Annotated in this window: 23 protein-coding genes and 2 tRNA genes; 15 read left to right on the forward strand and 10 right to left on the reverse strand. The window is 65.4% G+C overall.

The window, feature by feature from the left end; translation table 11 throughout:
* The first annotated feature begins 1 nt into the window (after window position 1).
* The 5 genes from hemC (at window position 2) to AC1RRE_RS02660 (ending at window position 6,087) form a co-directional block, all read left to right on the forward strand.
* On the forward strand, window positions 2-934 hold the full coding sequence (hemC, locus tag AC1RRE_RS02640; protein ID WP_492979504.1) for a hydroxymethylbilane synthase: 933 nt from the start codon (window positions 2-4) through the stop codon (window positions 932-934).
* Window positions 935-947: 13 nt separating this feature from the next.
* Window positions 948-1,661 carry a uroporphyrinogen-III synthase gene (locus tag AC1RRE_RS02645; RefSeq protein ID WP_492979506.1) on the forward strand — a complete coding sequence of 238 codons (714 nt, stop codon included), beginning with the start codon at window positions 948-950 and terminating at the stop codon, window positions 1,659-1,661.
* Between the two features lie 17 nt (window positions 1,662-1,678).
* Window positions 1,679-2,761, forward strand: a complete 1,083-nt coding sequence (locus AC1RRE_RS02650; protein ID WP_492979508.1) for a hypothetical protein — start codon at window positions 1,679-1,681, stop codon at window positions 2,759-2,761.
* 1 nt (window position 2,762) lies between these two features.
* Complete coding sequence (locus tag AC1RRE_RS02655; protein ID WP_492979511.1) at window positions 2,763-4,091, forward strand: heme biosynthesis HemY N-terminal domain-containing protein; 1,329 nt, start codon at window positions 2,763-2,765, stop codon at window positions 4,089-4,091.
* An 88-nt stretch (window positions 4,092-4,179) separates the two neighbouring features.
* Entirely contained in the window at window positions 4,180-6,087 is a 1,908-nt protein-coding gene (locus AC1RRE_RS02660; protein WP_492979513.1) for a methyl-accepting chemotaxis protein, read from the forward strand.
* A gap of 18 nt (window positions 6,088-6,105) precedes the next feature.
* Here the strand turns inward: AC1RRE_RS02660 and AC1RRE_RS02665 are convergent, their stop codons facing one another.
* Complete coding sequence (locus tag AC1RRE_RS02665; RefSeq protein ID WP_492979514.1) at window positions 6,106-6,738, reverse strand: glutathione S-transferase family protein; 633 nt, start codon at window positions 6,736-6,738, stop codon at window positions 6,106-6,108.
* Window positions 6,739-6,902: 164 nt separating this feature from the next.
* On the opposite strand from AC1RRE_RS02665, the gene AC1RRE_RS02670 reads away from it, so the two are divergent.
* A tRNA-Thr gene (locus AC1RRE_RS02670) sits at window positions 6,903-6,977 on the forward strand.
* Window positions 6,978-7,050: 73 nt separating this feature from the next.
* On the opposite strand, the gene AC1RRE_RS02675 is transcribed toward AC1RRE_RS02670, so the two are convergent.
* On the reverse strand, window positions 7,051-7,494 hold the full coding sequence (locus AC1RRE_RS02675) for a hypothetical protein (protein ID WP_492979516.1): 444 nt from the start codon (window positions 7,492-7,494) through the stop codon (window positions 7,051-7,053).
* A 221-nt stretch (window positions 7,495-7,715) separates the two neighbouring features.
* On the opposite strand from AC1RRE_RS02675, the gene AC1RRE_RS02680 reads away from it, so the two are divergent.
* Window positions 7,716-8,342: an FMN-binding negative transcriptional regulator gene (locus tag AC1RRE_RS02680; RefSeq protein ID WP_492979518.1), complete on the forward strand. Its 627-nt coding sequence runs from the start codon at window positions 7,716-7,718 to the stop codon at window positions 8,340-8,342.
* A 46-nt stretch (window positions 8,343-8,388) separates the two neighbouring features.
* Here AC1RRE_RS02680 and AC1RRE_RS02685 read toward each other — a convergent pair whose 3' ends face one another.
* The 4 genes from AC1RRE_RS02685 to AC1RRE_RS02700 all read right to left on the reverse strand — a co-directional run bounded on the left by AC1RRE_RS02685 (window position 8,389) and on the right by AC1RRE_RS02700 (window position 16,370).
* Window positions 8,389-10,785, reverse strand: coding sequence for a methyl-accepting chemotaxis protein (locus AC1RRE_RS02685; protein ID WP_492979520.1), 2,397 nt, complete (start codon window positions 10,783-10,785; stop codon window positions 8,389-8,391).
* Between the two features lie 298 nt (window positions 10,786-11,083).
* The gene (locus AC1RRE_RS02690) at window positions 11,084-13,528 is read right to left on the reverse strand and encodes a methyl-accepting chemotaxis protein (RefSeq protein ID WP_492979523.1); all 2,445 of its coding nucleotides are present in this window, start codon (window positions 13,526-13,528) and stop codon (window positions 11,084-11,086) included.
* Window positions 13,529-13,721: 193 nt separating this feature from the next.
* Complete coding sequence (locus AC1RRE_RS02695; protein WP_492979524.1) at window positions 13,722-16,013, reverse strand: methyl-accepting chemotaxis protein; 2,292 nt, start codon at window positions 16,011-16,013, stop codon at window positions 13,722-13,724.
* Window positions 16,014-16,148: 135 nt separating this feature from the next.
* Window positions 16,149-16,370: a hypothetical protein gene (locus AC1RRE_RS02700; RefSeq protein ID WP_492979525.1), complete on the reverse strand. Its 222-nt coding sequence runs from the start codon at window positions 16,368-16,370 to the stop codon at window positions 16,149-16,151.
* A gap of 259 nt (window positions 16,371-16,629) precedes the next feature.
* Here AC1RRE_RS02700 and AC1RRE_RS02705 point away from each other — a divergent pair, with 259 nt between their 5' ends.
* Entirely contained in the window at window positions 16,630-17,556 is a 927-nt protein-coding gene (locus tag AC1RRE_RS02705) for an alpha/beta hydrolase family protein (RefSeq protein WP_492979526.1), read from the forward strand.
* Between the two features lie 31 nt (window positions 17,557-17,587).
* On the opposite strand, the gene AC1RRE_RS02710 is transcribed toward AC1RRE_RS02705, so the two are convergent.
* Window positions 17,588-17,662, reverse strand: a tRNA-Val gene (locus AC1RRE_RS02710).
* Between the two features lie 178 nt (window positions 17,663-17,840).
* Here AC1RRE_RS02710 and AC1RRE_RS02715 point away from each other — a divergent pair.
* Window positions 17,841-18,758 (forward strand): N-formylglutamate amidohydrolase, encoded by a 918-nt coding sequence (locus AC1RRE_RS02715; protein WP_492979527.1) that lies wholly within the window; start codon window positions 17,841-17,843, stop codon window positions 18,756-18,758.
* 3 nt (window positions 18,759-18,761) lie between these two features.
* Here the strand turns inward: AC1RRE_RS02715 and AC1RRE_RS02720 are convergent, their stop codons facing one another.
* A complete protein-coding gene (locus tag AC1RRE_RS02720; protein ID WP_492979528.1) occupies window positions 18,762-19,223 on the reverse strand; it encodes an Lrp/AsnC family transcriptional regulator in 462 nt (153 codons plus the stop codon).
* 135 nt (window positions 19,224-19,358) lie between these two features.
* Here AC1RRE_RS02720 and phhA point away from each other — a divergent pair, with 135 nt between their 5' ends.
* Together phhA and AC1RRE_RS02730 are read left to right on the forward strand one after the other, a co-directional pair.
* Window positions 19,359-20,252: a phenylalanine 4-monooxygenase gene (gene phhA, locus AC1RRE_RS02725; protein WP_492979529.1), complete on the forward strand. Its 894-nt coding sequence runs from the start codon at window positions 19,359-19,361 to the stop codon at window positions 20,250-20,252.
* A gap of 104 nt (window positions 20,253-20,356) precedes the next feature.
* Window positions 20,357-20,707: a hypothetical protein gene (locus tag AC1RRE_RS02730; protein WP_492979530.1), complete on the forward strand. Its 351-nt coding sequence runs from the start codon at window positions 20,357-20,359 to the stop codon at window positions 20,705-20,707.
* A 150-nt stretch (window positions 20,708-20,857) separates the two neighbouring features.
* Here AC1RRE_RS02730 and AC1RRE_RS02735 read toward each other — a convergent pair whose 3' ends face one another.
* Window positions 20,858-21,874 (reverse strand): helix-turn-helix transcriptional regulator, encoded by a 1,017-nt coding sequence (locus tag AC1RRE_RS02735; RefSeq protein WP_492979531.1) that lies wholly within the window; start codon window positions 21,872-21,874, stop codon window positions 20,858-20,860.
* Window positions 21,875-21,964: 90 nt separating this feature from the next.
* Between AC1RRE_RS02735 and AC1RRE_RS02740 the strand changes: the two genes are divergently transcribed.
* Genes AC1RRE_RS02740 through AC1RRE_RS02755 form a run of 4 tightly spaced genes read left to right on the forward strand, consistent with a single transcriptional unit; the run spans window position 21,965 to window position 24,034 of the window.
* The gene (locus AC1RRE_RS02740) at window positions 21,965-22,447 is read left to right on the forward strand and encodes a nuclear transport factor 2 family protein (RefSeq protein WP_492979533.1); all 483 of its coding nucleotides are present in this window, start codon (window positions 21,965-21,967) and stop codon (window positions 22,445-22,447) included.
* Window positions 22,448-22,458: 11 nt separating this feature from the next.
* A complete protein-coding gene (locus AC1RRE_RS02745; protein ID WP_492979534.1) occupies window positions 22,459-23,028 on the forward strand; it encodes a hypothetical protein in 570 nt (189 codons plus the stop codon).
* Entirely contained in the window at window positions 23,028-23,723 is a 696-nt protein-coding gene (locus AC1RRE_RS02750) for a glutathione S-transferase family protein (RefSeq protein ID WP_492979536.1), read from the forward strand. Before AC1RRE_RS02745 ends, AC1RRE_RS02750 begins: the two co-directional genes overlap by 1 nt.
* Window positions 23,720-24,034 (forward strand): putative quinol monooxygenase, encoded by a 315-nt coding sequence (locus AC1RRE_RS02755; protein WP_492979537.1) that lies wholly within the window; start codon window positions 23,720-23,722, stop codon window positions 24,032-24,034. The genes AC1RRE_RS02750 and AC1RRE_RS02755 overlap by 4 nt, the downstream gene beginning before the upstream one ends.
* A gap of 61 nt (window positions 24,035-24,095) precedes the next feature.
* Here the strand turns inward: AC1RRE_RS02755 and AC1RRE_RS02760 are convergent, their stop codons facing one another.
* Complete coding sequence (locus AC1RRE_RS02760) at window positions 24,096-24,449, reverse strand: DUF6481 family protein (protein WP_492979538.1); 354 nt, start codon at window positions 24,447-24,449, stop codon at window positions 24,096-24,098.
* Window positions 24,450-24,635 lie beyond the last annotated feature (186 nt).

The raw sequence follows: 24,635 nt of genomic DNA on the forward strand, positions 1-24,635 counted from the left end.
AGTGAACCCCGGCATCCCCGTTCTCACCATCGGCACGCGCGGCTCGCCCCTGGCGCTGGCCCAGGCGCAGGAGACCCGTGATCGCCTGCTCAAGGCCCATCCCGGCCTGCGCGAGGCCGAGATCGCCATCCGCATCATCAAGACCACCGGCGACCGCATCCAGGACCGGCCCCTGTCCGAAGCAGGTGGCAAAGGCCTGTTCACCAAGGAGATCGAGGAAGCGCTGCTGGCCGGCGAGATCGACCTGGCCGTGCATTCCATGAAGGACATGCCGACGCAGCTGCCCGCCGGCCTGATGATGGCCGTCTACCTGCCGCGCGAGGATGTGCGCGACGTGCTGCTCAGCGTCACGCCGATGGGCCTGGCCGATCTGCCGCAGGGCGCCACCGTCGGGACATCGTCGCTGCGCCGCAAGGCCTTCGTGCTGGCGCGCCGGCCCGATCTCGATGTCGTCAACTTCCGCGGCAATGTGCAGACGCGCATCCGTCGTCTGGAGGAAGGTCTGGTCGCCGCCACCTTCCTCGCCATGGCCGGACTCAACCGCCTGAAGATTGCGCCGGCCGGCATGCGCGTGCTGCAGACCGACGAGATGCTGCCAGCGGTCGCGCAGGGCGCCATCGGCATCGAATGCCGCGAGCATGACACACGCGTGATGGACTTCCTGAAACCACTCGATGATGCGCCGACCCGCATGCGGGTCGAGGCCGAACGCGCGCTGCTCGCCGTGCTCGATGGCTCCTGCCGCACGCCGATTGCCGCCTTGGCCGAACTCGACGGCGTCGGGCTGCGCCTGCGCGGCGCGATCGCGCGACCCGATGGCAGCGAACTGATCGAACTGGAACAGCGCGGCAATGCGCGCGACGGCGTGGCGCTGGGCCAGGCACTGGGCGAACAGCTCAAGGGCCGCATGGGGCCCGGTTTCTTCGATGTCTGAGCAGACGTAAGCCGTGCGGCTGCTGATCACCCGGCCCGAGGCGGAGTCGCAGGCGCTGCGGCAACAGCTGGTCGCACGCGGGCACAGCGTCGATGTTGCGCCGATGCTGGCCATCCGCAAGAAGCATGATGTCGCACATGAACTTCCTTTGGCGCTCGATGGCGTGACGGCGCTGCTGTTCACCTCGGCCAATGGGCTGCGGGCCTTCTGCGATGCGACGCCGCGCCGCGATTTCACGGTCTATGCCGTGGGTCCGGCCAGCGCCCTCGCGGCGCGGGCTGCGGGTTTTTCGCAGGTCGAAGCGGCCGGCGGCAATGTCGATCTGCTGGCGGCGCTGGTGCGCGACCGGCACCCGGCTGCGTCTGGTGCGTTACTGCATGCAGCCGGATCGGCGCGGGCCGGCGATCTGCAGGCCATGCTGCAGAAGGATGGTTATGACGTGCGGCGCAGCGTGCTTTACGATGCCGAGACGGCGATCGCGCTGCCGCCGGATGTGGCAGAGAGATTCGGTGCCGGCGGATATGACGGCGTGCTGTTTTTCTCTCCCCGCACGGCGGCGACATTTGTTACCTTGGTGCAGGCGGCGGGTGTTTCGGCCAAGGCTGCAACCGGTGCCACGGCTTTCTGCCTCAGCGCCAATGTGGCGGATGCCGTGCAGGCGCTGGGCTGGCATCGCATCGCGGTGGCCGCCACGCCGTCCGAAGATGACCTTCTGGCCCTGCTGTAGAACGGGATAATTCTGACATGATCGACAAGCCCGGACAGGAAAAGATCATCGACGCCGATGTCGAGCCGCTGGAGAAGCCCGGCCGCAGCCGGCGCGCGACGCTCATTCTCTACACGCTGGGCGCCATCGTGCTCAGCGTCGCGATTGCTGTCGGCTACCAGCTCGCCGTCACCGGTCGGCTCGATGATCTGATCGCCGGTCGCGGCATCGCACCGCAGAGCAGCACCACGGCGCCGGCGCCAAGGCCCGCGGCCACGCCGGTCGCGCCAGCGCCGTCCACCATGGCCGCCGCTCCTTCGCCGGCGACCGATCCGCGCATCGAGGCGCTGGAGCAGCGGCTGGCCGCGCTCACCGCCAGCCTGGAACGCCTGCAGCAGTTGCCGGCCGCCAATGCCCCCGATCCGCGCCGGCTGAACAACCTGGAGCAGCAGATCACGGCCCTGCGCCAGAGCAGCGAGACCACGGCAGCCCAGCGCACGGCTTTGCAAGGTCAGGTCGCCGAGCTGCAGATGCGGATCACCGAACTGACCGAGGCGCGTAGTGCTGCGCTGCGTGATCTGGTGCGTGAACCGGTGCTGCAGGCGATTGTCTGGAGCGAGCTGCGCGAGAAAGCCGGGCGCGGCGAGAAATTCGTCAATGAAGCCACCCAGCTCGGCCAGTATGCCGAGGCCCAGGGCGGCAACCTGAAGACAGCGTTCGCGGCGCTGCAATCCTTCGCTGAACAGGCCGTGCCGTCGGCGGCTGCGCTCACCGTGCGTTTTGCCGCTGCGGCCGAACAGCAGCGCGCCGCGCCGCAAGGCCAGGATACGGCGGCCGCACCGGAGAAAAGCTGGTGGCAGCGCAGTCTTGATAAAATCACCGGCCTGATCAGCATCCGCCGCGTCGGCGCGCTCGACAGCGCCACGGTGGAAGGTCGCCTCGACATCGCGCAGGCATCGCTCGGCCGCGACGATCTCGCCGCAGCGGTCGCAGCACTGGACGGCATGACGCCGGTCGCCGGTCTGAAGGACTGGCGCGAGCAGGCAGAGGCGCGGCTGAAGCTGGATGCGGCGCTGGACGCCTATGGCGCGGCCCTGCGCGGTCACCTGTCGGTGCGCTGACATGCTGCGTCTGGTTCGCGGCGGCATTCTTCTCGGGGCGTTGATGGCGGTGGCGGGCTTCGCCGCCTGGATCGCCGACCAGCCCGGCCGCATCCGCATCACCTGGTTCGATCATGTCATCGAGGCGCCGGCACCGCTGCTGGTGCTGCTGCTCGGCCTCATCCTGCTGCTCGGATTCCTGATCACCTGGGCGCTGGCCTGGGCTGCCGCGCTGCCGCAGCGCCGCCGCCTCAAGAAACAGGCGAAGGGATACGCCAATTTCGCCGCCGGCATGGTGGCGGTCGCCGCCGGCGAAGCAGACCGCGCCATGGCGCTGGCTGCGAAGGCCGAACGCCAGCTCGATGATCCAGCCCTCACACGCCTGCTGATCGCCCATGCGGCGCAGCTGAAGGGCGACGATGCGCTGGCGTTGAAAGCCTATCGCCAGCTCAGCCAGGATCCCGGCACGGCGTTTCTCGGTACGCGCGGGCTGCTTGCCGATGCGCGTCGCCGTCATGACCGCACGGAAGCGCTGGAGCAGGCGCAGCGCGCCTCGCGCCTGCGGCCGGCATCGCCCTTTGCGGCCGAGTCCGAATTGCGGCTGCTGGTGGAAGGCGGCGACTGGGAGGCTGCGCGGCAGCGTCTCGATCTTGCCCGCAAGAAAAAAGCCGTGACCAAAGAGGCGCAGGTGGCCCTGGCTGCACGTCTCGACATGGCTGAAGCGCTGTCCGCGCTGGAGCGCGACGACAAGCGCATGGCGCGCCACTGGGCTGAGCGTGCCGCCAAGGCGTTGCCCGAACATCCGGCGCCGCCCGTGCTGATGGCGCGCGCTGCCGATCACCATACCGCGCGCGAGGCAGCCGGTTTTCATCTGCGGCGCGCCTTTGCCCGCCGGCCAGCCGAGGCTTTTGCCGAAAGCTGGCTGATGCTGCAGCAGGAGAACGCACTGGCGCAGCGCATGCAGGCGGCGGAAGAGTTTGTCGCCGAGCGCCGTCGCGAAACCGCCAGTCAATTGTTGCTGGCCGCCACTGCGCTGCAGAACCGCGACTTCGCCGCGGCGCGCGGTCTTCTGGCCAAGGCCGGTTCCGCTGGCGGCGCCTGGTCTGCGCGGCTGCTGGCGCAGCTTTCCGAACAGGGTGATGGTGATGCCGCCGCCGCCGATCAATATCGTATGCAGGCCGGTACGGCCGCGCTGTGGCAATGCGGTCATTGCGGTGCGGGTGCAGCAATGTGGACACCGTTATGCAGCGCCTGTGGCAGCTTCGACACGCTTGATCCGACAGAACTTGGCAGTATTGCGCCACTGGCGGCGCCGGTGCGGCCGCTGCTTACGAACCTTACAAGCGCCTAATCAATTCTTTACATGATTGTCTCCCGGAAAGCCGGGGACAGCGTCTAAAGTTGCGGATGACATAGGTCGGTTCGCAACGGAGACGGACATGTTCGGCAGCAGCGGAATCGAGACGGCCATCAACACATCGATGGCGGTGATTGAGTTCGATCCGGCAGGTGTGATCCTCGGCGCCAACGAGAATTTCCTCGCCGCGATGGGCTACAGCCTGGCCGAGATCAAGGGCAAGCATCATCGCCTCTTCGTCGATCCTGCCGATGTGGCCAGCCCGCAGTATCGCGCCTTCTGGGACAAGCTGGGGCGCGGCGCATACGATGCCGGCCAGTACAGGCGTCTGGGCAAGGGCGGACGCGAAGTCTGGATTCAGGCCAGCTACAATCCGGTCGTGAACAGGTTCGGCAAGGTGTCGAAGGTGGTGAAGTTCGCCACCGACATCACCGCGCAGAAACTGGAGGACGCCAATTACCAGGGCCAGATCGCGGCCATCGACAAGGCGATGGCGGTGATCGAATTCGGCCTCGATGGCAAGATTCTCACCGCCAATCCGAATTTCCTGTCCGCCATGGGCTATACGCTGGCCGAAGTGCAGCGTCAGCATCACCGCATCTTCGTCGATCCCGCCGATGCCGCCATGCCGGCCTATCGCGACTTCTGGGACAAGCTGGGGCGCGGCGAATACGATGCCGGCCAGTACAAGCGCATCGCCAAGGGTGGCCGCGACATCTGGATCCAGGCCAGCTACAACCCGATCCGCGACATGAACGGCCGGCCGTTCAAGGTGGTGAAATTCGCCACCGACATCACCGCGCAGAAGATGCGGGAGGCCAATTTCGCCGGCCAGATCTCGGCCATCGACAAGGCGATGGCGGTAATCGAGTTCGATCTCGACGGCAAGATTCTCACCGCCAATGCGAATTTCCTCGGCGCCATGGGCTACACGCTGGCCGAGGTGCAGGGCCAGCATCATCGCATGTTCCTTGATCCCGCCGACGCCGCGGCGCCGGCCTATCGCGACTTCTGGGCCAAGCTGCGGCGCGGCGAATATGATGCCGGCCAGTACAAGCGGCTGGGCCGGGGCGGCAAGGAAGTCTGGATTCAGGCCAGCTACAATCCGATCCTCGATCTCAACGGCAAGCCCTACAAGGTGGTGAAGTTCGCCACCGACATCACCACCCAGGCACTGGCGATCCGCGCCATCATCTCGGTGTCGTCCACCGTCACGTCTGCCTCGGCCGAGATCATCGCCGCCAGCCAGGACCTGGCGCAGCGCACGGAAAGCCAGGCCGCCACGGTGGAGGAAACCGCCGCGACCATGCATGAGGTGACGCAGACCGTGCGTCAGAATGCCGAGAGCGCCGGTCTCGCCAGCCAGCGCGCCAGCGAAGCCACCGCAGCCGCCAATCAGGGCGGCCAGATCATGACCGAAGTGACGGCCGCCATGGGCGCGCTGGAGGGATCGGCCGAACAGATCGGCACGATCGTCGGGCTGATCGACGAGATCGCCTTCCAGACGAATCTCCTTGCGCTCAATGCCTCGGTGGAAGCCGCGCGGGCAGGCGAGGCCGGCAAGGGCTTTGCCGTCGTCGCGCAGGAAGTGCGCGCGCTGGCCCAGCGCTCGGCCAATGCCTCGAAGGACATCAAGACCCTGATCCAGAAATCGAATGGCGAGGTGCGCCATGGTGCTGGCCTGGTGGCGCAGGCCGCAAGCGCGCTGGAAAAGATTGTCGGCGCGATTTCCGGTGTTGGCGGCATCATCACCGAGATCGCAGCGGCCAGTCGCGAGCAGTCTTCGGCGCTGGAGCAGATCAACGCCGCCGTCAGCAGCATCGATGAAATGACCCAGCGCAACGCCGCCATGGTGGAAGAGAGCCGCGCCGGCGCGCAGCAGCTGCAGGATCAGGCGGTGGAACTGGAGCGTGTGGTGGAATCGCTGCGCGGCGATGTGCAGAACAACACCCCGGCCGAACAGCCGCGTTACCAGCAGGCGGCGGAGTGATCCGCTGCCGCCGCCGCGTTATCCGGCGTTCTGGTCGATGCGTGGCAGCAGTTCGTAGGGCGGCTTGAAGCCGGGCAGGGCCGCGATGCGGTCCGCCCAGGCCTTCACATGCGGCCAGGCCGTGATGTCGAACTTGCCTTCTTCCATATAGGCGACGATGCAGTAGACGCCGATATCGGCGATGGTGGGCTGCGCGCCCACCAGGAACTGCCGCTCCTTCAGCAGATCGTTCAGTACCTCAAGGCCCTTGTCGGCGCCCTGGCGCATATAGTCCATCACCGCGGGGTCGGACTTGGCGAAGCGTTCGAAGAAGCGCGTGCGGTTGATGCCCGGCTCCAGCCGGTCGGTTTCCCACACCAGCCATTCGCGGATGCGCTGGCGCTCCTCCGGCGTCTTGCCGTGAAACCGGCCGGTCTTCTCGGCGATGTATTCCAGGATGGTGTTGGCCTGGCACATGTTCAGGCCGTCATGCACGATCGCTGGCACCTGGCCGTAGCGGTTGATGGCGAGGAAGTCGGGCGCCTTGTGCTGGCCCTTCGCCAGGTCAACGTGGCGGTAGTCGAAGGCCAGGCCGCAGAGGCTGAGCATCAGGCCGACCTTGTAGGTCGGCGAGGACAGGAAACTGCCGTAAAGCGTGTAAGCAGCGGCCATGATGCGGCAATCCCCCCGGAAATCGCGCCAAGTGCCGGATATTCTGAACAAATATCTGGCGGTCCGTTGTCATTTTGAGGCCATTGGCGGCTTGCCAACCGGCCGGTCGGGCCGTATTTTCCGCGCGCTGTCCATCGGGGTCAACCCGGCCGGACGGCCCGTGTGCCGGCGTAGCTCAGGGGTAGAGCAAGACTTTCGTAAAGTCGAGGTCGGGGGTTCAATTCCCTCCGCCGGCACCATTTCCCTCCCAGCATTGTTATCCGTCGCGGCAATCGACAGGCGCAGGCTGTCTGCGTGCCATGAGAGTCGCAGCTATTGTCGGAAGGACAGCGCCGCCAGCAGCAGGTTCGGCTTCTCGGCGCTGCCGAACGGCAGCAGCAGGCGGTCATAGGCAGTGTGCTGTGCGCCGTCGTAGAAATCCGCCGGCACGGAATCGTTCACCGGCCGCGCCAGACTCAGACAGCGACGATAGCTGGAAGTGCTGGCGATGGCGCGCGGGCTCAGGATGATTTCCGACAGCCGGCGCCCGCTCATGTCGAAGCCCAGTCGTGCGGCGCTGATGGGTGAGAACCGGTGAAAAAAGAAATCGCCGTCGTTCAGATGTTCGATCACATGGATGCGGTTGGCCCATGGCGCGAGGTCGTCGGCGGAAAAACTCTCCCAGGCCGGAAAGCGCCGCTCGGCTGTCCGCTGGCGCCAGAGCGCCAGCAAGGGCTGCAAATCCTGGGGAAGATCGGTCTCGGCTGACAGAGTCACGATGGCAAACACTCAGGCATCGACGCTGCTTGCTTGTAGCATGTCCAGGTGCCGGTATCGGTAAAATAATCAGGAATACCGGGCAGTTATGCCCTGCTTTACCGTCGGGCACTGCATACGGGCGATAGGACAGGGAGACAATTTCGCGGCAATTCCGCTGTTGCGATCTGCTGCGCCGGACAGTCTGATGCGCGCCAGTATCGCAACCACGGACCAGCCCCATGTATGTGCCCGCCCATTTCGCCCAGCGCGATTCAGTGCCGCTCTTCGACCTGATCGAGACCAATGCCTTCGGCCTGCTGCTCTCCACATCAGGCGGCCTGATCGGCAGCCATGTGCCGTTTCTTCTGGATCGCGACCGTGGTGAACACGGCACGCTGGTCTGTCATCTCGCTGCCGCCAATCCGCAGGCGGCGCTGCTCGACGGGCAGGAGGTGCTCTGCGTCTTCCAGGGCGTGCATGGTTATGTCTCGCCCAACTGGTATGCCAAGAAGCCTGCCGTGCCGACCTGGAACTATCAGGCGGTGCATGCCTATGGCACGGCCACCGTCTCGCGCGATCCGGCCGTGCTGCGCGACATCGTCGACCGCCTGTCGAAGGTCTACGAAGGCCCCGATGGCTGGCAGCTCGATGACGAACCCCCCAGCTTCTTCGATGGCATGGCGCGCGGCATTGTCGGCGTCGAGATTCCGGTCGCGAAACTGGAAGGCAAGTTGAAGCTGAGCCAGAACCGGCCGCTGGCCGATATCGATGGCGTCATCGCCAACCTGCGGCGCCTGGGCGGCGCGGGCAATGTGGCGCTGGCTGATGCCATGGTGCCCATCGCCGAGAAGAAACGCAGCGCATAAAAAAAGCCCGGCCTGAAAGCCGGGCTTTTTGCTGGAAGCGTGCCGGTCAGTCGGCCGCGTCCTTCATGTCATGCTCATCATCCGCCATGTCGTTGGCAGCGCCAGACACGGCGGCATCGACGCGGAAGTGGCCGACCAGTTCGGCCAGCTGGCGCGCCTGATTGGCCATTGCCTGGGCCGAGGCGTTGGTTTCCTCGACCAGGGCGCCGTTGCGCTGGGTCATCTCGTCCATGTTGACCACCGCGCCGTTCACTTCCTCCAGCCCGCGGGCCTGCTCCGTCGACGCGGCCGCGATCTCGGCCACGATGTCGGACACCTTCTTCACCGAATTGACGATCTCGGTGAGCGAGCTGCCGGCCTGGTTGACCAGCGCCGCGCCCGACTTCACCTGCGCGTTGGAGGCCGAGATCAGCGTCTTGATCTGCTTGCTGGCATCGGCCGAGCGCTGCGCCAGCGTACGCACTTCCTGCGCCACCACCGCAAAGCCCTTGCCGGCCTCGCCCGCGCGCGCGGCTTCGACGCTGGCATTGAGCGCCAGCAGATTGGTCTGGAAGGCGATCTCGTCGATCAGGCCGACGATGTCGCTGATCTTCTGGGCGCTGCCCTCGATCTCGCTCATCGCCGCCACCGCCTGGGTCACCACGCCGCCACCCTTTTCGGCGGTGGCGCGCGCCACGCCGGCCAGCTGGTTGGCCGCCTGCGCGTTGTCGGCATTCTGCTTCACCGTCGCCGTCACCTCGTGCATCGAGGCTGCCGTCTCTTCCAGCGCCGCCGCCTGGCTTTCCGTCCGGCTCGCCAAGTCCTGGCTGCCCGTCGAAATCTCCGCCGAGGCATCGCGGACCGCGGATGCCGCGGTGTTGAGCTGCATCATGGTGCTGGCAAGCTGGTCGCTCACGCGGTTGGCATCGCCGGTCAGCTGGGCGAAAACGCCTTGGTAGTTGCTGCGGATGCGATGGGTCAGATCGCCATCGGCCAGCTTGTGCAGCATGGTGCCGAGGTCGCCGAGCGCACGCTCGACCGTACCGAGCAGCTGGTTCACACCACCGCCCAGTTCCTGCATCACGCCGGCGATGCGGCTGGTGTCGATACGCTCGCTGAGCCGGCCCGCATTGGCCGCGTTGACGATGTCGCCCACCGCGCTCTTGAGCAGGGCTTCCTGCGCCTGGCGTTCGGCCTCGAAGCGTTCGCGATCGGCTTCGATCTGCGTCTGCAGCCGCTGGGCTTCCTGGCCCTGGTCCTTGAACACCTGCACGGCGCGCGCCATGTCGCCGATCTCGTCGGTGCGATTGAGGCCCACCACATCGGCGGCCCAGTCGCGCTTGGCCAGCCGGTCCATGGTGCCGGTGGTGGCGACGATCGGGTCGATCACGCGGCGGCCGATATAGAGCCAGCCGATCACGACGGCGGAGATCAGGCAGATCGCGGCGATGATCGCCATGGTGATCTGTGCGATGTTGATGGCGGTCATCGAGGCCGAGGCTGATTTAATGGCATCGGCGCGTGCCGCCGCAACCAGCTGCTCGACTGCATCCGACAGCGCCAGCGTGGCCGAACGGCCTTCGCTCAGAGCCGACAGCGCCTGGCTGGCGGCCGCCAGTTCGGAGCGACGGACGCCGAACAGGCCGTTCTCGCCTTCGCTCACCTTGGCGATGCTGTTGACCATCTCCGAGATTTCCTTGTTCGGGAAGGTCGCCTCGACGGTGTCCAGCGTCCGCAGCATCTCGGCCTTGGTATTGATGTTGTCGACCTGGATCAGCTCGACCGCTTCCGGGCTGTCGGCCTGCGCGGCCACGGCCAGCATGCCGACGCTCAGGTTGGTCTTGGCGACCAGGTCCTGCATGGCGCGGGCGCCTGCCACCTGTTTGTCGAGGATGCTCTGGATCATTTCCGCGGCGCCCTGTCCGGTGGCGCGCGAGACCAGCTCGAATTCCATGGTCATGTCCATCACCGCCTGGTCGACTGCCGGCTGGGCGATGAACAGGAAGTTGGCATGGTTGTCGGTCATCGTCTTGGTCAGCGCCTGACGCTTGGCGTTGAGCACGAGACGCTCCTTCACCAGCTCGTCGATGCGGGCCATCGCATCCGACAGGCGCATGAAAGCGTTTTCGGCTTCCTGGCGCAGTTCCGCCGGCGCGTCGGTGGATTTCACCTGGGCCAGCGTCTGGGTGATCCGGGCAAGCTTGCCCTGCACCACGGAAGCGGCGGTGTTGCGCTCGGCGTCATTGCCGGCATAGGCCAGCGCCGGTGCGGAAGCAGCGAGATCGGCGCTCTGCGCCGACAGCGTCAGCGCGGCGCTCACTGCCGGCAGGCTGCGCTCGGTGACCAGGCTCAGCGCACCGCGCACCTGACCGAAGAAGCCGAATGAAATCAGGCTGGACACCACCGCCATGGCGGCAATGATGCCGACGGCCAGGAACAGCTTTTGACGGATGCCGAAACGCATTCTTGCGCTCCCCCTTACTAACCCCAGACTACAGACTGCTCCCGGATAATTGCGCATGCAACCCTCGATTAAAGCCAGAGTGTCGCAGGTGTCCTCAAAACATGGTTAAAACCGCGGCCGGACATGTCGCGCAAATTGGTTCGAGCACAGCCAGAAGTTACATCACGGTGTGTCGGTCAGCGTGATGACGTCACGTAATCTTCGAGGTTACGTGATGCGGCCGGGCACATGGCCCGGCCGCATCGAAATCTTCCGAATTCTTTCAGGCTGACGATGACGCTGCGTGATCGTCGCCGGTTCAGAATTCCTTCCAGTCGTCATCGTCGGCCTGGGCCGGTTTCGGCGCCGGCTTTGCGGCGGGCTTCGGCGCGGGCGCGGCGGCCTGCGGTTTGGGGGCTGCCGGCTTTGCGGCTGGGGGTGCACTGGCAGCGGGGGGACTGGTTGCCGGCGGCTTGGCGGCGGGCGGCTTGATCGCCGGCGCTGCGGCCACGTTCGGTTTCGCTGGCGCGGCCGGCGCGGCTTTCGCCACCGGTGACGTGCCGACGCCGCCAAGCTTGAAGAAGCCGACCAGCTCGGCGAGCTGGCGACCCTGATCGGCCAGCGCCTGGGCCGAGGCCGAGGTCTCTTCGACCAGCGCGCCGTTGCGCTGTGTCATCTCGTCCATCGAACCGACGGCGGTGTTGACCTGCTCCAGGCCGGTGGCCTGCTCGCGCGACGCCGCCGCGATCTCGGCGACAATATCCGAGACCTTCTTGATGGCGGCGACGATGTCGGTCAGCGAACTGCCGGTCTGGTTGACCAGCGAGGCGCCGGTCTTCACCTGCGCGTTCGACTCCGCGATCAGCGCCTTGATGTCCTTCGACGCGTTGGCAGAGCGTTGCGCCAGTGCGCGCACTTCCTGCGCCACGACGGCGAAACCCTTGCCGGCCTCGCCGGCACGCGCCGCCTCGACCGAAGCATTGAGCGCCAGCAGGTTGGTCTGGAAGGCGATCTCGTCGATCAGGCCGACGATGTCGCTGATCTTCTGCGCGCTGGCCTCGATCTGCGTCACGGCGGTGACGGCATCCGAAACCACGCTGCCGCCCTTCTCGGCGGTGTCGCGCGCCGCGGTGGCGAGCTGGTTCGCCGCCTGGGCGTTGTCGGCATTCTGCCGCACCGTGGTGGTGATCTCGTGCATCGAGGCAGCGGTTTCCTCGATTGAGGCGGCCTGCGATTCCGTGCGGCTGGCCAGATCGAGGCTGCCGGACGAGATTTCGCTCGATGCATCGCGCACGGTGCGCGCGGTGTCGTTCAGCCGGATGGCGAAATCGCGCAGGCGTTCCACCAGCGCGTTGGCGCCCACCTTGAGCTGGCCGAAGATGCCCGGATATTCGCGGGTCAGGTTCTGCGTCAGGTCGCCCTGCGCCATGGCGCTGATTGCGGTGGCGATCTCGCCGGTCATCGCCTGGCATTTGTCGGACATCGTGTTGATGGCCTGTCCCAGCGACTTGATGAAGCCGGTCTTGTCCGACACATCGACGCGTTCGGAGAAGCCCTTCTCGGTGGCGCTCTCGATCAGCGCCACAACTTCGTTGCCAAGCCGGATTTCCTCGGTGCGGTCGGCCCATTCCACCACGGTGCCGACGCGTTCGCCGCGCGGATTGACGGCGGGATTGGCGATCAGGTCAAAGCTGCGGCCGCCCAGCACGAAGCGCGTGCGCTCGCCTTCCTTCAATGTTGTCAGCTGGCTGGCCCCGGACGTTTTCTGGAAGACATCGATCGTCTTGCCGATCAGATCGTCGGCGTCGAAATCCGGCAGGTCACGGCGGATATCGTCCTGGGCGCTCTTCAGCGTCGCCAGCACCGCGCGGTTGCAGTAGACGATGACATTGTCGGCATCGGCGATCATCACATTGGCGGTGACGTTGTCGACGCCGCTCTGGGCGCGCGCCGCGCCCACCGACGTCTGCTTGAGTTTCTCCAGCGCGCGCGCCAGCTTGCCGACCTCGTCGCTGCGGTCGCGATAGCCGATCTCGACACGCATGTTGTTGGCGGCCAGTTCCTCGGTCCAGCCGGCGATCTTCGGCAGCGGCCGCAGCAGCAGGCGCGTCAGCATCACGGCGATGATGCCGCCGAACAGCACGGCGATGATGCCGACCACCAGCAGGTTCATCGCGATGCGGTCGCCGAAAGCTTCGATATGCGACTTCAGCACGCCGGCATAGAGAATGCCGATCACCTTGCCGGCCGGGTCATGCACCGGGTGATAGACGGTGTAATAGGGTTTGCCGAGAATCACCGCCTCGCCCAGATAGGTGCGGCCCTGCGTCACCGGTCCATAGGCGGCGCTGCCCTTGCCCAGCGGCGTGCCGACGGCGCGCTGGCCATCGTCGCGGATGATGTTGGTGGTCTTGCGGAAGAAGTCCTGTTCGGCTTCCTGCCAGCGGAACAGCGTGGCGGTCTCGCCCGTCACCTTGCCGACTTCGTCGATCATGTCATGGCTGGTGAAGTCGGGGATCGCGGTCATGGTGACGCGGCCGACCACGCCGTTGGCGTCGATGTCGAATTTCGTCTCGGGGAAGCTCTTGCGCACCAGCACCGCCAGTGTGCGCAGGCTGTTGTTCTGCTGCTGGATCACCTGCTGGGCGATCTCGCTGCGAATGCGCCACAGCGCGGCGCCGCCCAGCGAGACCGCAGTCAGGACGATGAGGGCTGAGACGATGAGTGTGATCTTGGTGACAAGCGGCAGGCGGCCGATCAGCATGTGTTCCCCCGGGGCAATGACAGACTTCTTCTGATTAACCATGCATGCCCGTATTGCGAGCATTGTTCATCAAAACAGCAAAACAAATCCGTTGGTAATGTTTTTTTTCAAGGTGATAGACGGACTCTATCAATCTCGCGTGCTTGTCCGCGCACGGACTATCCTGCGTCCCGAGTCGTCTAGCCGCGTGCCCTTATGTGCGGAAGAAACGCACCAGTTCGGCCAGCCGGCCGGCCTGGTTCGCCATCGACTGCGTCACGGCGGTATTCTCTTCCACCAGCGCCGCATTACGCTGGGTCATCTCGTCCATCTGGCCGACGGCGGTGTTGATCTGGTCGAGGCCCGTCGCCTGCTCGCGCGAGGCCGCTGCGATCTCGGCGACGATATCGGTCACCTTCTTCACGGCTGAGACGATGTCGGTCAGCGAACTGCCGGCCTGGTTCACCAGCGCCGCGCCGGTCTTCACCTGCGCGTTCGACTCCGAGATCAGGGTCTTGATGTCCTTCGATGCGTTGGCCGAGCGCTGGGCCAGCGCGCGCACTTCCTGCGCGACGACGGCAAAGCCCTTGCCGGCTTCACCCGCACGCGCGGCTTCCACCGAGGCATTGAGTGCAAGGAGATTCGTCTGGAAGGCGATCTCGTCGATCAGCGACACGATATCGGCGATCTTCTTGGCGCTGCCCTCGATCTGCGTCACGGCGGTCACTGCTTCGGCCACGACCGTGCCGCCCTTGGCAGCCGTGTCGCGCGCCATCACGGCGAGCTGGCTGGCCGCCTGCGCGTTGTCGGCATTCTGCTTCACGGTGGCGGTGATCTCGTGCATGGACGCCGCGGTCTCCTCGATCGAGGCGGCCTGGCTTTCCGTGCGCTGCGCCAGATCCTGGTTGCCGGCCATCAGTTCGGCCGAGGCGCTGTGCACCGCATTGGTGCTCTCACCCAGCTGGCCGGCGATCTCGCGCAGGCGCTGCGCCATGCGGTTGGCAGCTTCCTTCAGGCGACCGAAGGCGCCGTCATAGGCGCCGTTGACCTGGCGCGTGACATCGCCTTCGGCCATGCCGCCCATCACCGCGGTGAATTCGCCCACCACATTGTCCAGTGTGCCGGCCAGGCCGTTCATCTGCTGCGACAGGTCGAGGAAGACGCCGCTCTTGCCCTGCTCGTCGATGCGGCTGTCGATCTTGCCCGCCGCGATGGCGGTGCAGAAGGCGGCGATCTCGCGACTGATCGCATTGTTGCGCGCGATCTCGTCTTCCTGCGCACGCTGCTGCGCGGCGCTGCGGTCGCGTTCTTCGGCTTCCAGGCGCTGGGCCTGGCCCGCGCTTTCGCGCAGGCCTTCCAGTGCCGCCGTGATGCGGCCGAGTTCGTCGGGATTCGCCGCCACCGGCACCGGCGTGGCGTAATCGCGCTGGCGCAGGCTGTCGACGGCGACCAGCAGGCGATGCACCGGGCCGGCGAAGCGTCGCCGCAGCACCACGATGCCGATCAGCGCCAGCAGCAACGCCACGGCCACCGCACCGCCAGCGATCATCAGGCGGCGTTCGGCGGCATCCTGCTCGCGGTCGGCATAGGCGATCACTTCATCCAGCGCGATATAGGCGAGGCCGACGATCTGGTCGAAGGGGCCCTGACAGAGCGTGTTCCATTCCGCCGGGCTCATCGCCGGATTGCCGCTGCCGTCCAGTTTGGGGATCACCGCGTCGATGCCGGCCTGCGCCTTGTCATGCGCGGCCTTGGCTTCGCGCACGGCCTTCAGCACCGTGGCCGAGACGCCGTTGCGGGTGACCAGTTCCTCCAGGCCTTCCCAGCCGGCGATGACGATGCCGCGGTTGCGCGTCAGCGTGGCGCGCTGGCTATCGTCCAGTGGTTTGCTGGTGTTGATGTTCTGGCGCTGGATCGAGCACTGGATGCCATAGCGGTCGCGAATCTGCCAGGCGAAACGGCGCACCTGCACCAGTTCGGCGATCATCGGGTCAAGGATGCGGACCTCGTTGCTCACCACGGCGGAGGTGGCGTTCACCGCGTTGATGAGTCCGGTGGTGGAATTGTACCAGTCATTGGTATTGGCGATGGCGCGGCTGGCCTTGGGCTTGTCGCCCTCGGCGATCAGGCCGGGGAATTTGCCGTCGACGATGGCCCATTGTTCGGCGATGGCGGCCTTCAGTTTCGCCTGATCGGGAATCTCGAGACCGACAAAGGCCTGCTGCACATTGGCATAGCGCTTGGCGTAATCCGCCTTGATGGTCTCCATCGCGGCGCGGCCGTTATCCAGGGACAGGATGTCGGCCTGGGCCTGGCCGCGCTGGACGCGGAAATTGGCGACGCCGTCGAACAGCAGCCGGTCGGCGCGGGCCAGCGCGAGAATCTTGCCCTTCTCGTCGGCGGCGATGTAGGCGGTGCGCATCTGCACCAGGGTGACCGCAAGACCCACCACACCGAGCAGCAGAATGATCGCCAGCAGCAGGCGATTGAGTGAGTGACGGAACATGACGGACCCCCCGCAGGGTCCGCCGCAAGGCAGACCCGTATCTTGAGAATTCGTCTTCAGGCTATGCGTGTTTTGGGAAAGTAGAGTCTAAATTCTTGATAATGCCGGGGATTTCAGTCCGGCAGCGGGCCCGGATCAGTTCTCGCGGGTATACTTGCCGCTCTGCATCAGCGCCTGCAGGGTGATCAGGCGTTCTTCGCCGCCGGATTCCAGTTTGCGGATGGCGGCATGCTCGGGAAGATTGGGCAGGGCGACGATGCGTTCGACGCGCCAGCGCGTCCGCGCCGGTTCGGGCAGAAACCGTGAGTGCTCGATGAACACGCTGCCGATAGCAACGGTTGCCGTTTCCACCGTCATGATCCGCACCTTCCCCACCAGTGGCCCGGCCGGCTCGCTTGGGAACCGGCCTGTTGCCTGACCCTAATCTCGGAGCAGTATGCTTAATTTTATCTAAATGAAAAAGCAGGGTTTTCTGGCTTTTTCAGCGAATACGACGAGAGGCAATACGCGTCGTGGTCGATGTTTGCTAGATTTACTATCGCTGATCGCGCGGGAAGCGGGGGATACAAGGATGACATGCACGCTAGGGCCGGCACCCCGGCCAGGGCCTGCTCTGGTGCCCAATCTGGTGCCCCGGCGGGCGCTCTGGATGGCGCTGCTGGCCACCCTGTTCCTTGCGACCGCCGCTCCCGCCCAGACCCTGACCATCGGTCCGCAGGCCGCGCCCGAGGGCGCGGCGCGCATGCAGCTGCACTGGATCTGGTCCTATGTCGACGGCGCGAAACGCGAAAGCGTGCTGCTGCTGCGCAGCTGCCGTCCCGCCATCGATAAATTTCCCGGCGATGCGCCGGCGCCGCTGGCGGTGATCAATCATGGCTCGCCGGCCAATGCCGCGCAGCGTCCCGGCATGAAGCCGACGGCTTGCGATTCAGAAGCCGCGCGCTGGTTTCTCGACCGCGGCTATGTCGTCGCCTTCCCGCAGCGGCGCGGCTATGGCGAAAGCGGCGGCGACTGGGCGGAGAATTACGGCAGCTGCACGCGGCCGAATTTCACGCGCGGCGGTCTGGCGACGGCCGATGATATCGATGCGGCCGTGCGCTACATGACCGCGCAACCCTATGTGCAGCAGGGCCGCACGCTGATCGTCGGACAATCGGCCGGCGGCTGGGGCACGATCGCCTATGCCAGCCGCAATCCTGCCGGTGTCGTCGGGCTGATCAATTTCGCCGGTGGTCGCGGCGGCTGGGCGGAAGACAAGCCCAACACCAACTGTTCGCCGCCGGCGCTGATCGACGCGGCGGGGAAATTCGGTGGCACCGCGCGTCTGCCGATGCTGTGGGTGTACACCGAGAATGACACCTTCTTCGCGCCCGAGATGTCCAAAGGCATGCATGCCGCCTTCACGGCGGCCGGCGGCAAGGCAGGGTTCCACCTGCTCGGTCCCTGGGGCAAGGACGGCCACGGACTCTTCTTCGGGCGCGACGGCACGAAGACCTGGGGCCCGGTGGTGGAACCGTTCCTGGCCGCACTCTCTAGGGGGTAAGTGAGGGGCTAAGGGTAAGCCGGGGAGTGCGTGGTGGGCGGTACAAGGATCGAACTTGTGACCCCTACAATGTCAATGTAGTGCTCTACCGCTGAGCTAACCGCCCATTACGCATGAATCCGCCCCCAGGGGGCCGGATGCCCGGGGGTCGACCGGACGGCTGGCTTTTAATGGCTGCGACGCCGGTTGGCAAGTCCCGCCCGGATGCCCCATATTCTCCTCCCAGTGCCCCAGTTCCCGGCCATGCGGGTTTTGACCCGTCCGGCCAGCTTTTCCAGGTTTGCATGACAAGCAGCGCCACGCTTAAAACCCGCCGGTTTCAGCCCGATCCGGAATTCCCCAATGACCCGCCGATCCGGGTCACCCTGCCGGCTGCCGGCCGCAGCGCGCTGGTGCTGTCCTCGCCCCATTCGGGCGATATCTATCCCGCCAGCTTCAAGGCCTTCAGCCAGCTCGACGCGCTGACGCTCCGCCGCTCCGAAGACGCCTTCATCCACGACCTCTACAAGGCCGGGCCCTCGCTCGGCGCGCCGCTGCTGGAAGCACTGTTCCCGCGCGCCTATTGCGATCCGAACCGCGCCGCCTACGAACTCGATCCCGGCATGTTCGATGCGCCGCTGCCCGCGCATTGCGTCACCGACAGCAGCAAGATCGGCGCCGGCCTCGGCACCATCGCGCGCGTCGTCGCCGGCGGCATGGAAATCTACAAGGGCAAGATTCCCTTCACCGAGGCCGAGCGCCGGGTCGAGACCTGCTGGCGTCCCTATCACGACGCGCTCGATGCGCTGCTGGCCGAAGCGCGCAAGCATCACGGCGTGGCGCTGCTGCTGGATTGCCATTCGATGCCGTCTGTCGGCGGCAACAACATGCCCGATGCCGGCATGCGCCGCGCCGACATGGTGCTGGGCGACTTCCACGGCGTGTCCTGCCCGACGCGCCTGGTCGACCGCGTGGATGACTATCTGAAATCGCGCGGCTTCAGCGTCGCGCGCAACAAGCCCTATGCCGGCGGATATATCACGCAGCATTACTCGCGCCGCGAAAAAGGCATCCATACGCTGCAGCTCGAGATCAACCGCGATCTCTACATGGACGAGACCAAGATCGTGAAGTCGGTCGGTTTCGATCGCGTGCAGAAGGCGATGACCGGCCTGACCGAACTCCTCATCGCCTCGGCGACGCCGGAATTTCTGGGCAAGTAATCCCTACAAAGGGAGCGCCGTCGTCTGCTTGATCCGGTGCAGCACGATCGAGCTGCGCACCGCGCGTACGCCGGGCACGCGCAACAGATGCTGCGACAGAAAATCGGCGAAGCTTTTTAAATCCTTCGCCACGATGCGCAGCACGAAATCGGCCTCGCCCGTCACCGACCAGCATTCGAGGATTTCGGGAAAGCGCGTCACCGCCGCTTCAAACGCATCCATCTGTTCGGCCTGGCGCTCCAGCGAGATATTGCTGAAGGCCAGCACGGTCAGGCCCACCGCCTCGGGGCTGAGCAGCGCCGCGTAGGAGGCGATCACGCCATCCTCTTCCAGTTTGCTGAGCCGCCGGCTCACTTGGCTGGCGGATAACCCCACGCTTTCGGCCAGGGCGGCACTGGGCGCGCGGCCGTTTTTCTGCAGCTCGGTCAGCAGTTTCAGGTCGAAAACGTCCAGGGCGGGCTGCATGCATGAATCTCGCGTATTTTTCTATTTTATGCATGAAAATTGTGAAAAGTCACAAAGATATGCGTCAGATCGCGGGGTTTTTGCATGCCGACGCGCCTAGCCTGAGGGCCATGACATTCCTTCCGGAGGTCCGTCATGGCTGTCCGCGATATCGATCATGACCTGGACGTCGCTGCCGACTTCACCCATCCGCAGCCGCGTCACAAATACACGGCCGATGATCATGCCGTCTGGCGCGATCTGTTCCGGCGCCAGGCCGCCTTGCTGCCCGGCCGCGCCTGCCAGCAATTCCTCGACGGCCTCACCGGGCTGGGCATGGCCGCCAATTATGATGAAGGGGGCGGCATTCCCGATTTTGAAAGACTGTCGGACGTGCTGGAGAAGGCGACGGGCTGGCGCATCGTCTGCGTGCCCGGCCTGGTGCCCGACGATGTCTTCTTCGGCCATCTCGCCAACCGGCGCTTTCCCGTCACCTGGTGGATCCGCAAACGCGCGCAGCTCGATTACATCCAGGAGCCGGATTGCTTCCACGACATCTACGGCCATGTGCCGTTGCTGATGAATCCGGTGTTCGCCGATTACATGGAAGCCTACGGAAAAGGCGGGCTGAAAGCGGCCGGCCTCGATGCGCTGCATCATCTGGCGCGGCTCTACTGGTACACGGTGGAGTTCGGCCTGATCGAACAGCCCGACGGCAGTCGGCGCATCTACGGCAGCGGGATTCTGTCCTCAAAAACCGAAAGCGTCTTTTGTCTCGACTCTGATGCGCCCAACCGTGTGCGCTTCGATCTGCTGCGCGTCATGCGCACGCGCTACCGCATCGACACTTTCCAGAAGACCTATTTCGTCATCAGAAGCTTCGAGGAGCTGTTCACCGCCACGCGGCCCGATTTCACGCCACTCTATGCGCAGTTGCGCGGCCAGCCCGATTATGGCGCCGCTGATCTCCTGCCCGGGGATGCCGTGATCACGCGCGGCACGCTGGATGCCAAAGCCGGCGGTTGGGAGAGCGACACGGCGGATGCCTGATGGTGTCCGCGTGACAAACGCATCCCCTGCAATTTTTCGAGGAACCTTTAGGCCACGCTTCGGTTTGAGGCTGCAGTCATGCACCGCACGCGGGGTGGCTTATCATGCAGATCTTCCGGGCGTTTCTCATCTCTACGGCGCTGATTCTGGCGGTATTGCCGGAAATCTCGCGCGCCGACGACTGGTCGCAGCGCTCGCCGCTGGCCTTTGGCGAGCCGATGGAAGACTGCGCGCCCCGTGAGCCGGCGCTGGCGATGGCCGGCGAGGCCTTGCCGGCGAAGGAGGGTCTGGGTCAGCCCGCAGCCGTGCAGGCTGAACCCGCTGTGATCACGCCGCCCGCCGAAACCCGGGCGCAGCTTCACGGCCGGCCCATTCCGATGGCGACGCTGCTGACCTTCGCGCTGATGGCGTCTTCGGGCACGTCGCTGCCGCAGAATCCCGGCCCCGTAAAATAAAGGCCGGCAAAACAGCAGGCTTGATCTACGGCCAAGCTGCGTCATCTGAACCCGCGATGCTCGCGGGATAACGCCCCTATCCAGCGATCTTGGCGAGCGTCGCTCCCGGCGCGCCGGCCTGATCACTCAGGTCAGGCGGCGCCGGGAGAGTCATACGCCGGGAGAGTCATACAGCGCGCGCAGGCGCTGCACCCTCTGCAGCACGGCCTCACGCAGCGCCGCCGGTTCCAGCACTTCCGCCTGATCTTCCAGCCGCAGCATCAGCCCGGCGGCATAGTCGGTTTCCTCGATCGGAATGGTGACGCGATGCCAGCCTTCGGCATCGGCCGCCTGCATGGTCTGTTCAGCGCCGGCATGCATGGCGGGCGACAGGCCGCGCAGCCAGCGCAGGCCCCGCGGACTGATGCGCAGGGTCGCCGTGCCGGTGAAGATTTCGGCCTCGAAGCGCTTGCTCGATTCCGCCCACCAGCCGGCGAGATCGAAATCTTTCGGCAGTGGAAAAGTCTCAACGGACTCCAGCACCGCCAGCGTCTGGATGTTGCCGACGCGGTAGGACCGCATCTCGCCGCAGGTCGCAGGCTTCTTCGCGCTGCGCTCAATCGTCTGTCCCGCCATGTACCACACGCCCGATTTCAGGATCAGGCCGCGCGGCATCAGCTCGCGCTCGCTCACTTTTTGCCAGCTTCGGTAAATCATCCGCATCGGCCTGGCGTTCCACACCGCATCGGCCAGCGCGCGCAAATGCGCGGTCGCGGCCTGATCGCCGTCGCGGAACCAGCCCACCGGATCGAGATGGAAACGCGCCGCTACGCGCTCGGCCTGCTGCTGCAAGGCCGGCGGCAATGCTGCGAGCAACTTCAACTGTGCGGTGGCCATGATCTCGGCCAGGCCCAGTTCGGCGGCGGGGCCGGGCAGGCCGGCGAGAAACAGCGTCTCGGCCTCGGCGGCCGTCATGCCGGTCAGCTTGGTGCGATAGCCGTCCAGCAGCGCGAAGCCGCCGCTGGGGCCGCGATCGGCATAGACCGGCACGCCGGCGGCGCTCAGGTGGTCGATGTCGCGATAGATGGTGCGCACCGAGACCTCGAATTCGCCGGCCAGCGCCTCGGCCGTCATCCGGCCGCGGGTCTGCAGCAGCATCAGGAGGGAGATCAGTCGGCTCGCACGCATTTTTTGACTATACCGGATAATCCTGACATTCGGTGTCAGGAATAGGGGACTAGGGTGGCGTCACAACAAAAAAAGGGAGCCTCCCCCGTCATGACCGACCAGTCCCCCGTCTCCAAGCCTGTCCCCGCCGAGCCAACCGCCCCCCAGCAGGCGCTCGGCATCTTCACCGCCGCCGTTCTGGCTTCTGACGACCCCGTCTCGCGGTCGACGGCGGCGGTGATCGACGCCTTCAATCTTGCATTCCACAACCACACGCCCGAGGTCATCCCCGGCCTGGTGTCGGATGACATCGTGATCGAGGCGATCACGCCCGCGCCCGATGGTGCGCTGCTGGTCGGCAAGGCTGCCGCGCTGACGATATGGCAAGGTCTCGCGTCGGAGACGCATAGCGCCTTCGAGCAGGAAGAGGTGCTGGTGGCCGGCGAGCGCGCGCTGATCCGCTGGCGCTATGTCTTCGGCCCCAACGGCGCGGATGCGCTGCGCGGCCTCAACCTGATGCGGGTGCGCGACGGCCTGATCGTGGAAGCGATGGGCTATGCCAAGCGTCCTGCGCCCGTACCGGCCGCAAGCTGAGGAGATATCCCATGTCCATGCTGAAGCGCCTCACTGACAGGGTGTCCACGATGACGACCGCCAATGATGACGCCCCCACGGACGCCAAACCCCAGGATGGCCGCGGCGATTTCGATTTCCTCTATGGTCGCTGGAGCCTGACCAATCACCGCCTGAAGCAGCGCTTTGCCGGGCTCGACCAGGCCGATCCGGAAAACTGGGATGTGTTCCCCGGTTACGGCCATTGCGAGGGCAAGCTCAACGGGATCGCGAATGTCGAGGAGCTGCGCTTCCCCACAAAGGGCTTCACCGGCATGACCATGCGGGCCTATGACATCAATGCCGCCGCCTGGCGCATCTGGTGGATCAACAGCGCCGATGGCCTGCTGCAGCCGCCGGTGGCCGGCCGGTTCGAGACCGGTGCGGACAATATTCGCCGCGGCCTGTTCCTCGGCGATGATATCGACCAGGGCTATGCCGTGAAGGTGCGGTATCGCTGGATGGTGGACGAGATCGCGCCACGCTGGGAGCAGGATTTCTCGCGCGACAACGGCATCAGCTGGGAAACCAACTGGCGCATGGATTTTCTGCGGGTCCGCTGATGGCGCCGATCACGCTCTACTCGGGCCCGCTCAGCATGTTCGGCGCGAAGGTGCAGATCGCGCTGCATGAAAAAGCGATCCCGTTCGATCTGGTGATGGTGCCCTTCGAGATGAAGGCGCTGTATGAGCCCAAGCACCCCGACGTGCTGCGCATCAACCCAAAGCGGCAGGTCCCGGTTCTGGTTCATGATGGCCTCGAGATCTACGACAGCACGCAGATTTTCGAATATCTGGAAGACCTGAAGCCTGACGCGCCGCTCTGGCCGCGCGATATCGCCGGCCGGGCGCGGGCGCGCCGGCTGGAGCATGAATCGGACGAGGTCTATTTCCCGCCCGTCATCCGCCTGATGAGCCTGCAGGACAGGCTCGACGATCCGGCCGCCGTCACCGCGCGCTCGGCCTGCTTTGCCTATTACGCGCGCCTGGAAGGCCTGCTGTCGGATGGGCGGCCATGGCTGAATGGCGCGGATTACACCTATGCCGACATCGCCTTCTTCATGGCGCTGATCTTCGGCAGCCGCATGAATGCGCCGATGGATGATGCCTTCTCGCCGCATCTGGTGCGCTGGCGCAGCGCGATGGCGGCGCGCCCCGCTGTGCAGACTGTTGCGGGTGCGATGGGCCGCTGGCTGCTCGGCATCGGGCGCACCCTGCCCGGGTTCATGATGCCGATGACGCAGGGAGATGCCGCATGAATTTCGCGGACTATAACGATGGCTTCGTGGTCGCGATCTCGATCACGGCGAAGCCCGGTGAAGAAGATGCGGTCGCCGGCATTCTGGCAAGGCTGGTTGCGCCCACGATGGCGGAACCCGGTGTGAAGCTGTTCCTGCCGTATCGGTCGCCGGATGATCCGGCGTCTTTCTTCATCTTCGAGCTGTATCGCGACCGCGATGGCTGGACCGCCCATCAGGACAGCGAACATTTCAAACGGGCGATCCCGGAGCTGGTCCAGCGCGTCAGCAAACGCGAGCGCATCCCGTTTCATCCCTTTGTGAAGTCCTGAAACGCAATCGCCCCGGCAGGCTGGGCCGGCCGGGGCGATATGGATGCGTGAAGGACGCCAGTTAGCGCTGGCGCGACTTGCGGGCGGCATAGCGCGCATCGCGCGCCGCCTTCAGTTCGGCCTCGGTTTTCGGCACGGGCTTTTTCTTTTCGGCTTCCAGTGCGGCGGCAGCGGCAGCAGCGGCCTTGGCTTCGGCGGCAAGGCGGCGCTCTTCGGCGGCGGCGGCTTCCTTGGCGGCGCGGCGTTCGGCGGCGGCTTTTTCACGCTCGGCATTGGCGGCGGCGCGGGCGGCCTGGCGGGCGGCGAATTCCGGATCGCGGGTCGGGTCGTTGGCGCGGGCTTTTTCCAGGAGGGCCTGGCGGGCTTTCGCTGCGGCGTCGCGGCGATCGAGTAGGGTGTCGTCTTTATAGGACATGCAGTCGGGGTCTCGGGTTGTTGCAAAGGCGCCTGGAAGGGCTCGGTGCGGCAACGGCCGGACCAGCGGGAACAGACGTTGCTGTCAGAGCAGAGAATGGAGGCGAAGTACAGGCATGAATGACGGCCTTTCTGCGGCAAATGGCGTCATATGCGGGTTACGGCCCGGATTCTTGCGGTTTTCGTG

It is taken from the genome of Ferrovibrio sp. GW821-FHT12D07 (assembly GCF_058807275.1).

Coding starts and splice junctions, on each gene's coding strand:
- AC1RRE_RS02680 (WP_492979518.1), top strand. CDS start 7,716: ATGTATGTGCCCGCCCATTTCGCCCAGCGCGATTCAGTGCCGCTCTTC.
- AC1RRE_RS02745 (WP_492979534.1), top strand. CDS start 22,459: ATGTCCATGCTGAAGCGCCTCACTGACAGGGTGTCCACGATGACGACC.
- AC1RRE_RS02735 (WP_492979531.1), bottom strand. CDS start 21,874: ATGCGTGCGAGCCGACTGATCTCCCTCCTGATGCTGCTGCAGACCCGC.
- AC1RRE_RS02660 (WP_492979513.1), top strand. CDS start 4,180: ATGTTCGGCAGCAGCGGAATCGAGACGGCCATCAACACATCGATGGCG.
- AC1RRE_RS02730 (WP_492979530.1), top strand. CDS start 20,357: ATGCAGATCTTCCGGGCGTTTCTCATCTCTACGGCGCTGATTCTGGCG.
- phhA (WP_492979529.1), top strand. CDS start 19,359: ATGGCTGTCCGCGATATCGATCATGACCTGGACGTCGCTGCCGACTTC.
- AC1RRE_RS02700 (WP_492979525.1), bottom strand. CDS start 16,370: ATGACGGTGGAAACGGCAACCGTTGCTATCGGCAGCGTGTTCATCGAG.
- AC1RRE_RS02755 (WP_492979537.1), top strand. CDS start 23,720: ATGAATTTCGCGGACTATAACGATGGCTTCGTGGTCGCGATCTCGATC.
- AC1RRE_RS02740 (WP_492979533.1), top strand. CDS start 21,965: ATGACCGACCAGTCCCCCGTCTCCAAGCCTGTCCCCGCCGAGCCAACC.
- AC1RRE_RS02760 (WP_492979538.1), bottom strand. CDS start 24,449: ATGTCCTATAAAGACGACACCCTACTCGATCGCCGCGACGCCGCAGCG.
- AC1RRE_RS02690 (WP_492979523.1), bottom strand. CDS start 13,528: ATGCTGATCGGCCGCCTGCCGCTTGTCACCAAGATCACACTCATCGTC.
- AC1RRE_RS02655 (WP_492979511.1), top strand. CDS start 2,763: ATGCTGCGTCTGGTTCGCGGCGGCATTCTTCTCGGGGCGTTGATGGCG.
- AC1RRE_RS02685 (WP_492979520.1), bottom strand. CDS start 10,785: ATGCGTTTCGGCATCCGTCAAAAGCTGTTCCTGGCCGTCGGCATCATT.
- AC1RRE_RS02650 (WP_492979508.1), top strand. CDS start 1,679: ATGATCGACAAGCCCGGACAGGAAAAGATCATCGACGCCGATGTCGAG.
- AC1RRE_RS02750 (WP_492979536.1), top strand. CDS start 23,028: ATGGCGCCGATCACGCTCTACTCGGGCCCGCTCAGCATGTTCGGCGCG.
- AC1RRE_RS02695 (WP_492979524.1), bottom strand. CDS start 16,013: ATGTTCCGTCACTCACTCAATCGCCTGCTGCTGGCGATCATTCTGCTG.
- AC1RRE_RS02720 (WP_492979528.1), bottom strand. CDS start 19,223: ATGCAGCCCGCCCTGGACGTTTTCGACCTGAAACTGCTGACCGAGCTG.
- AC1RRE_RS02665 (WP_492979514.1), bottom strand. CDS start 6,738: ATGGCCGCTGCTTACACGCTTTACGGCAGTTTCCTGTCCTCGCCGACC.
- AC1RRE_RS02715 (WP_492979527.1), top strand. CDS start 17,841: ATGACAAGCAGCGCCACGCTTAAAACCCGCCGGTTTCAGCCCGATCCG.